Source organism: Amycolatopsis kentuckyensis, from assembly GCF_002155975.1.
Taxonomy (GTDB): domain Bacteria; phylum Actinomycetota; class Actinomycetes; order Mycobacteriales; family Pseudonocardiaceae; genus Amycolatopsis; species Amycolatopsis kentuckyensis.
Genome location: NZ_MUMI01000215.1, coordinates 1 through 12,599 on the forward strand (window position 1 = coordinate 1; position 12,599 = coordinate 12,599).

At 72.1% G+C, this 12,599-nt stretch carries 13 protein-coding genes; 8 read left to right on the forward strand and 5 right to left on the reverse strand.

Going from position 1 to position 12,599, the window contains the following annotated elements; genetic code table 11:
* Both CCN39_RS21360 and CCN39_RS21365 read left to right on the forward strand, forming a co-directional pair.
* A partial coding sequence (locus CCN39_RS21360) for an ABC transporter permease (protein WP_143264103.1) occupies positions 1-590 on the forward strand: 590 nt, incomplete at its 5' end.
* Positions 590-1,597, forward strand: a complete 1,008-nt coding sequence (locus tag CCN39_RS21365) for an ABC transporter ATP-binding protein (protein WP_086844624.1) — start codon at positions 590-592, stop codon at positions 1,595-1,597. The genes CCN39_RS21360 and CCN39_RS21365, both read left to right, overlap by 1 nt.
* An 18-nt stretch (positions 1,598-1,615) precedes the next feature.
* On the opposite strand, the gene CCN39_RS21370 is transcribed toward CCN39_RS21365, so the two are convergent.
* Genes CCN39_RS21370 through CCN39_RS21380 form a run of 3 tightly spaced genes read right to left on the reverse strand, consistent with a single transcriptional unit; the run spans position 1,616 to position 4,559 of the window.
* Positions 1,616-2,494, reverse strand: a complete 879-nt coding sequence (locus CCN39_RS21370; protein ID WP_086844626.1) for an ABC transporter permease — start codon at positions 2,492-2,494, stop codon at positions 1,616-1,618.
* The gene (locus tag CCN39_RS21375; RefSeq protein ID WP_086844628.1) at positions 2,491-3,465 is read right to left on the reverse strand and encodes an ABC transporter ATP-binding protein; all 975 of its coding nucleotides are present in this window, start codon (positions 3,463-3,465) and stop codon (positions 2,491-2,493) included. Before CCN39_RS21375 ends, CCN39_RS21370 begins: the two co-directional genes overlap by 4 nt.
* Complete coding sequence (locus CCN39_RS21380; RefSeq protein ID WP_086844630.1) at positions 3,462-4,559, reverse strand: LolA family protein; 1,098 nt, start codon at positions 4,557-4,559, stop codon at positions 3,462-3,464. The genes CCN39_RS21375 and CCN39_RS21380 overlap by 4 nt, the downstream gene beginning before the upstream one ends.
* A gap of 148 nt (positions 4,560-4,707) precedes the next feature.
* Between CCN39_RS21380 and CCN39_RS21385 the strand changes: the two genes are divergently transcribed.
* The 3 genes from CCN39_RS21385 to CCN39_RS21395 all read left to right on the forward strand — a co-directional run bounded on the left by CCN39_RS21385 (position 4,708) and on the right by CCN39_RS21395 (position 7,402).
* A complete protein-coding gene (locus CCN39_RS21385; RefSeq protein WP_167455136.1) occupies positions 4,708-5,424 on the forward strand; it encodes a response regulator transcription factor in 717 nt (238 codons plus the stop codon).
* Positions 5,421-6,755, forward strand: a complete 1,335-nt coding sequence (locus tag CCN39_RS21390) for a sensor histidine kinase (protein WP_086844633.1) — start codon at positions 5,421-5,423, stop codon at positions 6,753-6,755. The genes CCN39_RS21385 and CCN39_RS21390 overlap by 4 nt, the downstream gene beginning before the upstream one ends.
* A gap of 257 nt (positions 6,756-7,012) precedes the next feature.
* Complete coding sequence (locus CCN39_RS21395; RefSeq protein ID WP_086844635.1) at positions 7,013-7,402, forward strand: NUDIX domain-containing protein; 390 nt, start codon at positions 7,013-7,015, stop codon at positions 7,400-7,402.
* Here CCN39_RS21395 and trpS read toward each other — a convergent pair.
* Positions 7,395-8,360, reverse strand: coding sequence for a tryptophan--tRNA ligase (trpS, locus tag CCN39_RS21400; RefSeq protein WP_086844637.1), 966 nt, complete (start codon positions 8,358-8,360; stop codon positions 7,395-7,397). The two genes, CCN39_RS21395 and trpS, sit on opposite strands and share 8 nt — an antisense overlap.
* Before the next feature lie 215 nt (positions 8,361-8,575).
* Here trpS and CCN39_RS21405 point away from each other — a divergent pair, with 215 nt between their 5' ends.
* Positions 8,576-8,875, forward strand: a complete 300-nt coding sequence (locus CCN39_RS21405; protein WP_086844640.1) for a YciI family protein — start codon at positions 8,576-8,578, stop codon at positions 8,873-8,875.
* On the opposite strand, the gene CCN39_RS50760 is transcribed toward CCN39_RS21405, so the two are convergent.
* Complete coding sequence (locus tag CCN39_RS50760) at positions 8,872-9,021, reverse strand: hypothetical protein (protein WP_167455137.1); 150 nt, start codon at positions 9,019-9,021, stop codon at positions 8,872-8,874. The two genes, CCN39_RS21405 and CCN39_RS50760, sit on opposite strands and share 4 nt — an antisense overlap.
* A 194-nt stretch (positions 9,022-9,215) precedes the next feature.
* Here CCN39_RS50760 and typA point away from each other — a divergent pair, with 194 nt between their 5' ends.
* On the forward strand, positions 9,216-11,141 hold the full coding sequence (typA, locus tag CCN39_RS21410; RefSeq protein WP_086844642.1) for a translational GTPase TypA: 1,926 nt from the start codon (positions 9,216-9,218) through the stop codon (positions 11,139-11,141).
* Positions 11,142-11,519: 378 nt separating this feature from the next.
* The coding region (locus CCN39_RS21415; protein WP_244210914.1) for an ABC transporter substrate-binding protein at positions 11,520-12,599 on the forward strand (1,080 nt) is incomplete at its 3' end.

Sequence of the window (12,599 nt, forward strand, 5' to 3'; positions counted from 1 at the left end):
GACCACGGCCGCGAACTGGATCAGCGAGAGCGCCGCTGCGCCGGTCACCCGCGAAGGCCGCGCGCGGGCTGGGCGAGACGATGGACGCCGTCCTGATGCTGCCGCTCGGGGTGTCCGCGGTGACCGTCGGCTTCGGTTACCTGGTGACCCTCGACGCGCTGCCCGGCGACCTGCGGACGTCGCCCTACCTGGTGCCGCTGGCGCAGGCGCTCGTGATCATCCCGCTGGTCGTGCGGATGGTGCTGCCGGTGCTGCGCTCGGTCGACGTCCGGCTGCGGCAGGCCGCGTCGACGCTCGGGGCGAGCCCGCTGCGGGTGTGGCGGGAGATCGACCTGCCGCTGACGCTGCGGCCGCTGGTCGCGGCCGCGGGGTTCGGCTTCGTCGTGGCCCTCGGCGAATTCGGCGCGACGAGCTTCCTCGCCCGGCCGACGGCGCCGACGCTGCCGGTTGCGGTCGCGACGCTGATGGCGCGCCCGGGGGAGCTGAACAACCAGATGGCGTACGCCGCGTGCGCGTTGCTGATGCTCGTGACGGTGCTGGCGGTCGCGCTGATCGACCGGCTCGGGCGCGGCGGGGTGGGAGAGTTCTGATGGCGTTGTCGGTTCGGGACTTGACGGTCCACTACGGATCGTTCGCGGCGGTCCGCGACGCCCGCCTGGACATCGCCGACGGCGAGGTGCTGGCCCTGCTCGGCCCGTCGGGCTCGGGCAAGTCGACGCTGCTGCGCGCGATCACCGGGCTCGAGCCGTCGGCGCGCGGTTCGGTCAGCTGGGACGGCGAGGACCTCGGCCCGGTCCCGGTCCACCGCCGCGGTTTCGGCCTGGTGTTCCAGGACGGCCAGCTGTTCACCCACCGCGACGTCGCCGCCAACATCGCGTTCGGCCTGCGGATGCACGGGGTGCCCCGCGCGCAGTGGGCGCCGCGGGTCGCCGAGCTGCTCGAGCTGGTCGGCCTGACGGGCTTCGAGAAGCGGCGCGTGACGGAGCTGTCCGGTGGGCAGGCGCAGCGGGTGGCGCTCGCCCGGGCGCTGGCCCCGAAGCCGCGGTTGCTGCTGCTGGACGAGCCACTGTCCGGTTTGGACGCCGGGTTGCGCGAGCAGCTGGCCATCGACCTGGCGGACCTGTTGCGGCGCAGCAAGATCACCGCCCTGCTGGTGACGCACGACCAGGAGGAGGCGTTCACCCTGGCCGACCGGGTGGCGGTGCTCGACGCGGGCGAGGTCCGCCAGGAGGGCGCGGTCCGCCGCGTGTGGCGCAACCCGGCGGACGACGACGTGGCCCGGTTCCTCGGGGTGACGACGTTCGTGGACGGCACCGCGGCGGACGGGCACGTGCACACGGAGCTGGGAGACGTGGCCCTCCCGGACGTCGACGACGGCCCGGTGCGGCTGGGGCTGCGGCCGCACGCGCTGCGGGTGGCCGCGGAAGGCGTGCCGGGCGAGGTCGTCGCGGCAGTGCACCGGCGCGAGCACGTGCGGCTGGTGGTGCGACTCGAGGAGTCCACTGTGGACGCCGTAGCGCCGGCCGCGTCGGACCTGCGGGCCGGCGACGCGGTGAAGCTGGAGCTCGACCCGGACGGCGTCGCGCTGGTCGGCTGACGCCGTCCGGAAGGAACCTCAGCCGTCGCGGGTCGACAACCTCGCGTACGCCAGCGAAAGGCCGATCACGATGTAGCAGGCCGCGCGCAACGCCCCTTCGCCCAGCATCTGCGTGCCCATCGGGTCCTGCAGCACCTCGGCCGGCGCCATCGACCAGTTCTGCGTCAACAGGAACGGGTGCAGCCAGTCCAGCGACGTCAGGAAGCCGAGGATCGTGAACACGATGTCGGCCGCCAGGACCGAGGCCACCACCAGCATCGGGTGCTCGGTCCAGCTGGAGATCGCCAGCGCCACCGCGCCGACCGCCCACAGCTGGAGCACCACCCAGCCGGCCACCAGCAGGAGCCGGGCCAGCGCGCCGCCGAGGGACAACGTCGTGCCCGACAGCGTGAACAGCGAATCCGTGCCGTTGATGATCAGGCCGGTCACCACGCCCGTCACGCACATCGCCAGCACCGAAACCACCGACACCGTCGCGACGCCGAACGCCTTCACCGCCAGCAGCCGGCCGCGCCCGACCGGCGCGATCAGCCAGCCGCGCAGGGTTCCGTGGGACGTCTCGCCCGCGATCGCGTCCGCGCCCGCCATCGCCGAGGCCAACGGCAGCAGCAACGCCAGGGACATCACGATCGCCGCGATCGGGAGGACGAACGCGTTGTTGACCGCCGACGCGAGCAACGCTCCGCCGCCGTCGTCCGGGCCGCCGCCGCCCGACGGGTTGTCGTCCACCAGCGTCAGGCCGATGCCGATCACCACCGGGATCAGCGCCAGCAACCCCAGCACGGCCAGCGTGCGCGGCCGGCGGAAGATCCAGCGCAGCTCCGCGGCCAGCAGCCGCGGCAACGGCACCGTGTCGTGGCCCGTGCGGGCCGCCGGTGCCTCCAGGACCGCAGTCATTCCGCCCCCTCCGTCAGCCGCGCGAACAGGTCTTCCAGGCCGGTGCGGGCCCGCGTCGCCTCGTGGACCGCGACCCCCGCGCCCACCAGGACCTGCAGCACCCGCGGCGCTTCGGTCGCCGTCAGGTCGGCCCGGACGCCGTCCGGCGTCAACCGGGCGCCGATCCGGTTCTCCCGCAGCACTTCGACCGCCTGGTCCGCGTCCGGCGTGCGGACCAGCAGGGCCGCGTTCCCCGACTCCAGCAGCTCCGCCAGCTCGCCCTGCGCGACGACGTTCCCGCTCTGCAGCACGGCCACGTGCGTGCAGGTCGCCTCGACCTCGGCCAGCAGGTGGGACGACACCAGCACGGTGACGCCCTCGGCGTGCAGTTCGGCGACGATCCTGCGGATCTCCCTGGTACCAGCAGGGTCGAGGCCGTTGGTCGGCTCGTCGAGCACGACCATCTTCCGCGGCACCAGCAACGCCGAAGCGAGCCCGAGCCGCTGTTTCATGCCGAGCGAATACCCCTTGTACCGCCGCCGCGCCGCCCCGGTCAGCCCGACGCGCTCCAGCGCCGAGTCCACCGCGGCGGGAATCCCGGCCGAGGACAGCCGCGGTTCCGCCGCGGCGAAGCGCAGCAGGTTGTCGCGGCCGGACAGGAACGGGTGGAAGCCCGGCCCCTCGACCAGCGCGCCGACGTCCGGCAGCGCGTGCGCCGCCGCGTCCGGCATCGGGCGGCCGAGCAGCTCGACCTCGCCCTCGGTCGGCCGGACCAGGCCGAGCAGCATCCGGATGGTGGTCGTCTTGCCCGAGCCGTTCGGCCCGAGCATCCCGACCACCGCGCCCTGCGGGATGTCGAGGTCGACGTGGTCGACCGCGACGGTGCTGCCGTAGACCTTGCGCAGTCCCCGGGTCCGCGCGGCGAGCGGGACCGCCGGGGCGGACGCCTCCGAAGAGACGTCCGCCCCGGACTCGACAGCCGTGCTGGTCACTTCTGACCCAGCGCTTCGTACAGGACCTGCTCCGGCACCGCACCGGCGGCGAACCGGCCGTCGTCGGTCAGCACCGCGCTGCCGACCTTCGTGGTGACGAGGTAACCGCTGCCCCACGCGCCGTTGACCTTCTTGGCGAACCGCTCGAGCAGCGCCTTCGGGTCGGCGTTGCCACCGCGGCCTTCCCGCCCGGACTGCTGCTTCGGCGCCGCGTTCAGCGCGTCCGCCGGCACCTTGCCGGTGACGACGGTGTCCCAGCCGTCGCCGACGACCTTGACGTCCTGCTTGGCCTGCTCGGCCAGGTCCTTGGTCTGCTGGTCGACCTGCGGCGTCTTCTCCTGCACCTTGGCGCCCTTCGGCGGGGTGAAGGTGAACAGGTCGGCCGGCTGCTGGGTGAACTCGATCTCGGTGAACGCCACCTCGAGCGCCGGCGTCGCCGTGCCGTTGCTCAGCACCGACACGCGCAGCGGCATCCGCGTCTGCGAGTCGACCGCGACGCGGATCTCGCGCAGCAGCGTCCGCTCGGTCGGCTTCGGCGTCAGGACCAGCTCGTAGGCCGGGCGGCCGGCGACGGTCGCGGTGCCGTCGACCGAGACCGTGCTGCTCTCGCGGACCTTCGCGAGCAGTTCCGTCGACGCCGCCAGCGGGTCGGCGGTCTTGTCGCTGCCCGCGCCCTTCTGCTGGGCCACGTCGGCCGGGATGGTCACCTTGGTCGCGGTGTTCGACTTGGAGCTGTAGTCCCAGACGGTGGTGCCGTCGTGGACCACCGTCTCCTGGCTCGCGCCCTGCGTGACGGCCAGCCGGCTCTTGCCGGCGCCGTCGGTGAAGATGTGCGCCGAGTCCATGTTCAGCGCCTGTGCGCCCGGCACCGCGTTCCCCACCGCGGGCAGGCCCAGGTCGTTGCTCACCTTCAGCGTGCCGTCGAACGCGCCCGGCTTCGCCTTGGCCACCGACTGCACCAGGTCCTCGGCGCTCACCTGCGGCAGCGCCGGCTTGTCGTCGGCACTGGCCGGCATCGCGACGAACGCGAGCCCGCCGGCACCGAGCGCGGTGCCGAGGACCGCGGCGGTGATGCCCTTCGTCTTCGGTTTCATGCGTCTCTCCCTGTGGTGTTCCCGGACTCGAGTGTGCCCGGCTCCCTGGCCACGACGCTTCCCTCTCGAGGCTGAGATACCCCTGAAGGTTCGCCCTCCCCGGCTGAGATCGCGCTGAGAACCGACGCACGACCTGCGCAAACCGGCCATGATGAGTCTCGTGAAACCTCGGGTGCTGGTGGTCGACGACGAACCGGGCGTGCGGAAGGCCCTGCAGCGCGGGCTGCGCGCGGAGGACATGGACGTGGTCACGGCCGCGGACGGGCCCACCGGCCTGCAGCTGGCGAGCACGGGCTCGTTCGACGTCATCCTCCTGGACATCATGCTGCCGGGCCTGTCCGGCTATCGCGTGCTGGAACGGCTGCGCAAGGACGGCGTGACGACGCCGGTGCTGCTCGTCTCGGCCAAGGACGGCGAGATCGACCAGGCCGACGGCCTCGACCTCGGCGCCGACGGCTACCTCGTCAAGCCGTTCTCGTTCGTGGTGCTGGTCGCGCAGGTCCGCGCGGTGCTGCGCCGGGCCGGGCCGGAGGCCGGTCGCGGCACGCTGCGGCTCGGCGCGCTGGCCGTCGACCGCGGGCTGCGGCAGGTGCACTGGCACGACGAGGAGGTCGGGCTGAGCCCGCGGGAGTTCGCGCTGCTGGAGGTGCTCGTCGGCCGGGCGGGCACGGTCGTGACGAAGGACGAGCTGCTGCGCGCGGTCTGGGGCGAGGAGCAGGCGGTGACCCGCAACCTCGTCGAGGTCTACGTCGGGTACGTCCGCCGCAAGCTCGACGCGGTCGGGGCCGGCGCGTTGCTGCGGACCGTGCGGGGGCACGGCTACCTGGCGTCCGACGCGCAGCTCGACGAGGTCATCACGCCGTGAGGTCCTGGTGGCGGGGCCGGTCCCTGCAGGTCCGGATCACCCTGCTGGCCGCGACGATCACCCTGGCCTGCCTGCTCGGGCTGGCCACGCTGGCCGCGTCGAACCTCTCGCCGCTGCTCATCGGCTCGGTCGACCGGGAGCTGTCCGGAGCACTGGGCCCGGCGGGCGCCGAGGTGAGCGCCGGGCGGGCGCTGTCCGGCGCGGCGCCGGTGACGTTGCGGGTGCTGGACATCGCGGGCACGCCGGTGGACGGCGGCACCCCGACCGGACTGGCCCCTTCGGACATCTCGACGCTCAAGGCCGGGCAGCCGGTCCAGCGCGACGGCGCGCGGTACCTCGGCACGGTGGTCAGCGCGCCGGACGGGGCGCAACGCCTGGTCGTCGCGGGGGCCGGCCTGGTCGGGTTCGCTGCCGCGGTGCACTACGGCGGCGTGTGGCTGGTGGTCGTCGCGGCGGTCGGCGCGCTGGTGGCGGGGTTCGCGACCTGGCTGGTGGTGCGCCTGTCGCTGCGCCCGGTCGCGCGCATGCGGGGCTCGGTGCGCTCGCTACCGCCGGGGGCGCGGCTGGCGCTGCCGGACTCGCACGACGAGCTGCGGGCGCTGGCGGAGGAGTTCAACGCGCTGCTGGAACGGCAGGAGCAGGCCAGCGACCGGCTCCGGCGCTTCACCGGCGACGCGGCGCACGAGCTGCGCTCGCCGGTCGCGTCCATCCGGGTGCAGGCCGAGGTCGCGGTGACCAACCCGGATCCGGAGCTGTCCCAGGAGACGCTGTCGGACATCTTGACCGAGGCCGAGCGGCTGTCATCGCTGCTGGACGGGCTGCTGTCGCTGGCCCGGTCGGACGCGGGGGAGGTACCGCCGGCTTCGCCGGTGGAGCTGGTGAGCGAAGTGCGTGCGGCGGTGGCCCGGCTGCCGGCGGGGGCGCCGGAGGCGCGGGTGAGCACCGCGGTCGCCCAGGCGTGGGCGTCATCGGCGCACGCGGAGGTGGAGCTGGTGCTGGACAACCTGCTGCGCAACGCCTGCCGCTACGCGCGCGGCCAGATCGTGGTGTCGGTGCTGGCGTCCCGGTCCTCGGTGCGGGTCGTGGTCGACGACGACGGCCCGGGGATCGCGCCGGAGCACCGCGAAAAGGTGTTCGACCGGTTCTACCGGATCGCGGACGACCGGGCCCGGTCATCGGGCGGCACCGGACTGGGCCTGGCAATGGTGGCGGAGACGGTCCGGCGCCGCGGCGGCCGCGTCCAGGTGAGCGAGTCCCCGGACGGCGGCGCCCGGTTCGTGGTCGTCTGGCGCGCGGCCGCGGGCGGGGATGTGAGTGGCTCGATCGGCTGAGCGGCTGCGGAGGCGAGTGGACGGCCGGCCTGTGCGGGGTGCGGGCTAGTTGGTTCGGCGGGGCTGGCTGCGCGGCGGGGTGGTGAGTCGGCCAGGTGCGGTGTGGTGGGCGAGTCCCCGGGCGGGGAGGCGTGACGGGGACGACCGGTTCGCGTGGTTGAAGGGTCAGCACGCGTGATTGGGGAGCCATCACGTGTGATTGGCGGGGCGACACGGTGCGCGGCCGGGGGTGGGGCTTCCGGGTAAGTTCCGGGACTGTGAACGCTGTGATCGTGGGAGCCGCCCTGGTGCGGGACGGCAAGCTGCTGGCTCAGCAGCGGGCCTGGCCGCCGAAGCACGCGGGGCAGTGGGAACTGCCCGGCGGCCGGGTCGAAGACGGGGAGTCCGAGGCCTTTGCGCTGGCCCGCGAGTGCAGCGAGGAACTCGACGTCGTCGTCGAGGTGGGCGAGCGGGTCGGGGACGACATCGCGCTGCCCGGCGGGAGGGTCCTCCGCATCTACGCCGCGACGCTCGTTTCGCCCGGGGAAGAGCCGCGCGCCGTCGAGCACCGAGCCGTGCGGTGGCTCGGGCCCGACGACCTCGACGACGTCGACTGGCTGCCCGCCGACCGGATCCTGCTGCCGGCCTTCCGCGCGCTGCTCAGTTAGCGCCGATCATCCGCAGTGCCGCGTCGAGCCGGTGCGAGCCGCGCTCGCGGGCGCGTTCCGCTCCCGCCTTCCGCACGCGATCCAGCTCGGCGACGTCGTCGAGCAGCGCCGACGCCCGTTCCCGCAGCGGGCGCAGCTCCTCGACCACGGCGTCGGCGACGGCGTCCTTCACCGCTCCGTACGAGGAGAACTCCGAAGCCAAGTCCGCCGGCGAGCCACCCCGGCACGCGGCCAGGATCTCCAGCAGGTTCGCCATCCCCGGCCGGGTTTCCGGGGCGTGGACCGGCACCGAACCGCCGTCGGTGACCGCGCGGCGGATCTTGCGGCGGATCTGGTCGGGCTCGTCGAGCGCGAACACCACGCCCACCTCGTCCCGGGCCGACTTCGACATCTTGCGCGTCGGGTCGGCCAGGTCCTTCACCCGCGCGCCCGCCGGCGGCAGCACCGCGCGCGGGATGGTGAACACGTCGCCGTACGTGCCGTTGAACCGCTTGGCCAGCGTCCGCGTCAGCTCGACGTGCTGACGCTGGTCCTCGCCGACCGGCACCTCGTCCGCGCCCTGCAGCAGGATGTCCGCGGCCATCAGGGCGGGGTAGGTCAGCAGCGACAGCCGCACCCCCGCCTGACCTTTGGATTTTTCCTTGAACTGGATCATCCGCGCGGCTTCGCCGTAGTTGCAGGTGCACTCCAGGACCCAGGTCAGCGCGCCCAGCTCGCGGGCCAGGTCGGACTGGACGAACACCCGCTCGGGATCGATGCCGGCGGCGATCAGCACGGCGAGCTGCTCGCGCGCCAGTGATCGGAGTTTCGCCGGGTTGTGCGGGGTCGTCATGCCGTGCAGGTCGGCGACGAAGTACAGGTCGTCCGCGCCGCCTTCGAGCGCCCAGCGGCGGACGGCGCCGAGGTAGTTGCCGAGGTGGACGTGACCGGAGGGCGTGATGCCGGACAGCTTGCTCATGGTGCGTTCCCTTCGAGGTGGGGCCACCCCGGAGAAGGCACGAAAAAGGCCGCCCGTCCGGGGCGGCCGCTGGTGATCAGCGCAGGACTAGACGGCCGCCGAGGGCGGCCACCAGCTGGACGTCTGCGTGTGCACGGCGCCGACTATAGCTCGATCCGTCACCACTTCGCATCGTCCGGACGCGCGAGGGCACGAGCGGAGTTACGGTCATAACCATGTATGTCGTCCTGCTGAACTACACGGCCCCGATCGAGGAAATCGACTACGCGCTCCCGGACCACGCCGAGTGGCTGAACAAGCAGTACGAGCACGGCCACTTCCTGGCGTCTGGGCGCCGCAACCCGCGCACCGGCGGCGTGATCATCACGCGGCCGATGTCCCGGGGGAAGCTCGACGCCATCCTGGCGTCCGACCCGTTCTGCGTGAAGCACCTCGCGAAGTACGAGGTCATCGAGTTCTCCCCGACGAAGACCGCACCCGAGCTGCGGCAGATCAACGAAGCGGTCACGCACTAGGCAGCCAGGTCCAGCTTCGCCTTCTTCAGAGCCAATACCGGGCACTTCTTGCAGCGCGGCTTCGACCGGCAGCACTTCTTCTTGACCTTGCCGGCCTTCATCAGCTTGCGCACGACCTTCCGCGGGTCCTTCGGCTTCTTGCCCACGCGCACGCACCTTCCGGATCGGCGACCTTCACCGGGTTCCCACGTTAGGTCAGCCTAACCGCCAGGGGGGCGTGGGGCCGCTCACAACAGGGTGGCAGGTATCCTGGGTGAGGTCCGCGTGTGACCAGAGCCGGTCACGGGATGCCTGAACGGTGTGCGCGGCCATCCAACCCTTGAAGTTCAGGAGTTCTCGCGTGCCCGCAGCCAGCGCTACCGTCGAAACCGGCCGGCCGACCGGTAAGACCCGGCCCGACCTGCGCAACGTCGCGATCGTCGCCCACGTCGACCACGGCAAGACCACGCTGGTGGACGCGATGCTCCGCCAGTCCGGCGCCTTCGCCGAGCGGGCCGAACTCGTGGACCGGGTGATGGACTCGGGCGAGCTGGAGCGCGAAAAGGGCATCACGATCCTCGCGAAGAACACCTCGATCCACCGCCAGACGCCCGAGGGCTCGGTGACGATCAACGTCATCGACACCCCCGGCCACGCCGACTTCGGCGGCGAGGTCGAGCGCGGCCTGGCCATGGTCGACGGCGTCGTCCTGCTGGTCGACGCGTCCGAGGGCCCGCTCCCGCAGACCCGGTTCGTGCTCCGCAAGACCCTCGAAGCCGGCCTGCCGGTGATCCTGCTGGTCAACAAGACCGACCGGCCGGACGCCCGGATCGCCGAGGTCGTCGAGGAGACCCACGACCTGCTGCTCGAGCTGGCCAGCGATATCGAGGACGCCGACCACGACGCGATCCTCGACCTCCCGGTCGTCTACGCCTCCGCGCGCGCCGGCAAGGCGAGCCTGGAGCAGCCGGCCGACGGCGAGATCCCCGAGAGCGAGAACCTCGACCCGCTGTTCGACACGCTGCTCCGGCACGTGCCGCCGCCCGCGGCCGACCTCGACGCGCCGCTGCAGGCGCTGGTCACCAACCTCGACGCGTCCAACTTCCTCGGCCGCATCGCGCTGATCCGCATCCACGCCGGCAAGCTGCGCAAGGGCCAGACCGTGGCCTGGATGCGCGAAGACGGCAACGTCCAGAACGTCCGGATCTCCGAGCTGCTGGTCACCGAGGCGCTCACCCGCGTCCCGGCGACCGAGGCCAGCGCGGGCGAGCTCGTCGCCATCGCGGGCATCCCGGACATCACGATCGGCGACACGCTCGCCGACTCCGACAACCCGGTGGCGCTGCCCCGGATCACCGTCGACGAGCCCGCCATCTCGATGACCATCGGCGTCAACACCTCGCCGCTGGCCGGGCGCAACGGCGGCGACAAGGTCACCGCGCGGCTGGTCAAGGCCCGCCTCGACCAGGAGCTGATCGGCAACGTCTCGATCCGCGTCCTGCCGACCGAGCGCCCCGACACCTGGGAGGTCCAGGGCCGTGGCGAGCTCGCGCTGGCCATCCTGGTCGAGCAGATGCGCCGCGAAGGCTTCGAGCTGACCGTCGGCAAGCCGCAGGTGGTCCTGCGCACGATCGACGGCAAGCTGCACGAGCCGTTCGAGCGCCTCTACATCGACTCGCCGGAAGAGCACCTCGGCGCGATCACCCAGCTCCTGGCGGCGCGCAAGGGCCGCATGGAGGACATGAGCGGCAACGGCACCGGCCGGATCAAGCTGGAGTACGTGCTCCCGTCGCGCGGCCTGATCAGCTTCCGCACCGACTTCCTCACCGAGACCCGCGGCACCGGCATCGCGAACCACGTGTTCGAGGGCTACTTCCCGTGGGCGGGCGAGATCCGCACCCGCCACAGCGGCTCCCTGGTCGCCGACCGGTCGGGCCCGGTCACCGCGTACGCGATGATCCAGCTCGCCGACCGCGGCACCTTCTTCGTCGAGCCGGGCGCCGACGTCTACGAGGGCATGGTCGTGGGTGAGAACCCGCGCTTCGAGGACCTCGACATCAACATCACCAAGGAGAAGAAGCTGACCAACATGCGTCAGTCCTCCGCCGACGTGATGGAGACGCTGGCCCGCCCGCGCAAGATGGGCCTGGAAGAGGCGCTGGAGTTCTGCTCGGTCGACGAGTGCGTCGAGGTCGCGCCCGAGGTCGTCCGGGTCCGCAAGGTCACCCTGGACGTCAACACCCGCGCGAAGGAGCGTTCGCGCGCCAAGAGCCGCGACAACGGCTGATCCTCCGCTTCGCGAAAACCTCCCGGTGCGTGTCGCCGGGAGGTTTTTTCGTGCCCGATCCCTTACGCTGGGTCGGCCGGTGGCGAACCCAGCGTCAGCAATTCCGCCGTTCTTCTCCTTATATCTTTATAGGGGTCGCGACGGCTTCATCGCCTGGCGCCGACCACCGGGGTGAACCTTTTTCGTGTCCGGCCCGTGTTCGTTCCGCCGTTCCGGAACGGTCCGGGAACCCGGACGGTGTGCCGCGCGTCCATTCCCGTAGTGCCCACCTTGGGGTGGCGCGCCGCCCGATCCGGGTATGGGAATCTCGGTTCCGGCGGCGGAGGCGGTCGTGGGAGCATGGCTGACCCGATCGGCGGAAACTGGGAGGAACGGGGCGTGCGGGTGAATCGCAAGGCGGTGCCGGTACTGGCACTCGCGGCCGTCCTGCTCGCCGCCTGCTCCAACACCCCGCCACCGCCGGTCGTGTCGTCGTCGGTCGCGCCCGTGTCCACCACCGGCAAGACGCCGTCGCAGATCGTCGTCGGCGTCGACGACGTGCTCGGCGGGTACAACCCGCACAACCTCGCGGACTCGTCCCAGGTGACCTCGGCGCTCTCGCAGCTGCTGCTGCCCTCGGTGTTCCGCCAGAAGGACGACGGCACCACCCAGCTCGACAAGAACCTCATGAAGTCCGCCGAGGTGATCTCGCAGCAGCCGTTCGTGGTGGCCTACGACATCCGGCCCGACGCCTCCTGGTCCGACGGCGCGCCCATCGCCGCCGAGGACTTCGACTACCTGCGCACCCAGCTGCGCGACCAGCCCGGCGTGATCGAGCCCGCCGGCTACCGGCAGATCACCGACCTGCAGTCGCGCGAGGGCGGCAAGCGCGTCGAGGTCACCTTCGCCAAGCCGTACCCGGGCTGGCAGACGCTGTTCTCCGACCTGCTGCCCGCCCACCTGCTCAAGGACGCGCCCGACGGCTGGCGCGGGGCGCTGGCCTCGAACTTCCCGGCCATCGCGGGCCCGTTCTCGATCAAGAGCCTGGACACCGCCCGCGGCGAAGTGATCCTCGAGCGCAACGAGCGCTACTGGGAGAAGCCCGCCGCGATCGACCGGATCGTGCTCCGCCGCTCGGACCAGAACACGCTGCTGGCCGCGCTGCGCAGCGGCAACGACCAGTTCGCGCTGGCGCGCACCAGCGGCGACGAGCTCAAGCTGCTCGGCGAGCTCGGTTCGTCCGTCCGGCTGCACACGGTGGCCCGCCCGCTCGTGGCCGACGTGCTGCTGCGCCCGGTCAGCGCGACCCTGCAGGACGCCCAGGTCCGCGCCGGTGTCGCCGCCCTGGTCGACCGCGCCAAGCTGATCACCGAGGGCGTCAACGGCGGCCCGTCGTCGCAGCTGCACGCCGACGCGCAGGTGATGGCGCCGTCGGTGAAGGGCTACGCGGCGACCATCCCGCCCGGCCGTTCTTGCGCC

Bases quoted from the DNA above. Each gene is read 5' to 3' on its own strand.
- CCN39_RS21365 (WP_086844624.1), top strand. From the start codon at position 590: ATGGCGTTGTCGGTTCGGGACTTGACGGTCCACTACGGATCGTTCGCG.
- CCN39_RS21370 (WP_086844626.1), bottom strand. From the start codon at position 2,494: ATGACTGCGGTCCTGGAGGCACCGGCGGCCCGCACGGGCCACGACACG.
- CCN39_RS21380 (WP_086844630.1), bottom strand. From the start codon at position 4,559: ATGAAACCGAAGACGAAGGGCATCACCGCCGCGGTCCTCGGCACCGCG.
- CCN39_RS21385 (WP_167455136.1), top strand. From the start codon at position 4,708: ATGATGAGTCTCGTGAAACCTCGGGTGCTGGTGGTCGACGACGAACCG.
- trpS (WP_086844637.1), bottom strand. From the start codon at position 8,360: ATGAGCAAGCTGTCCGGCATCACGCCCTCCGGTCACGTCCACCTCGGC.
- CCN39_RS21405 (WP_086844640.1), top strand. From the start codon at position 8,576: ATGTATGTCGTCCTGCTGAACTACACGGCCCCGATCGAGGAAATCGAC.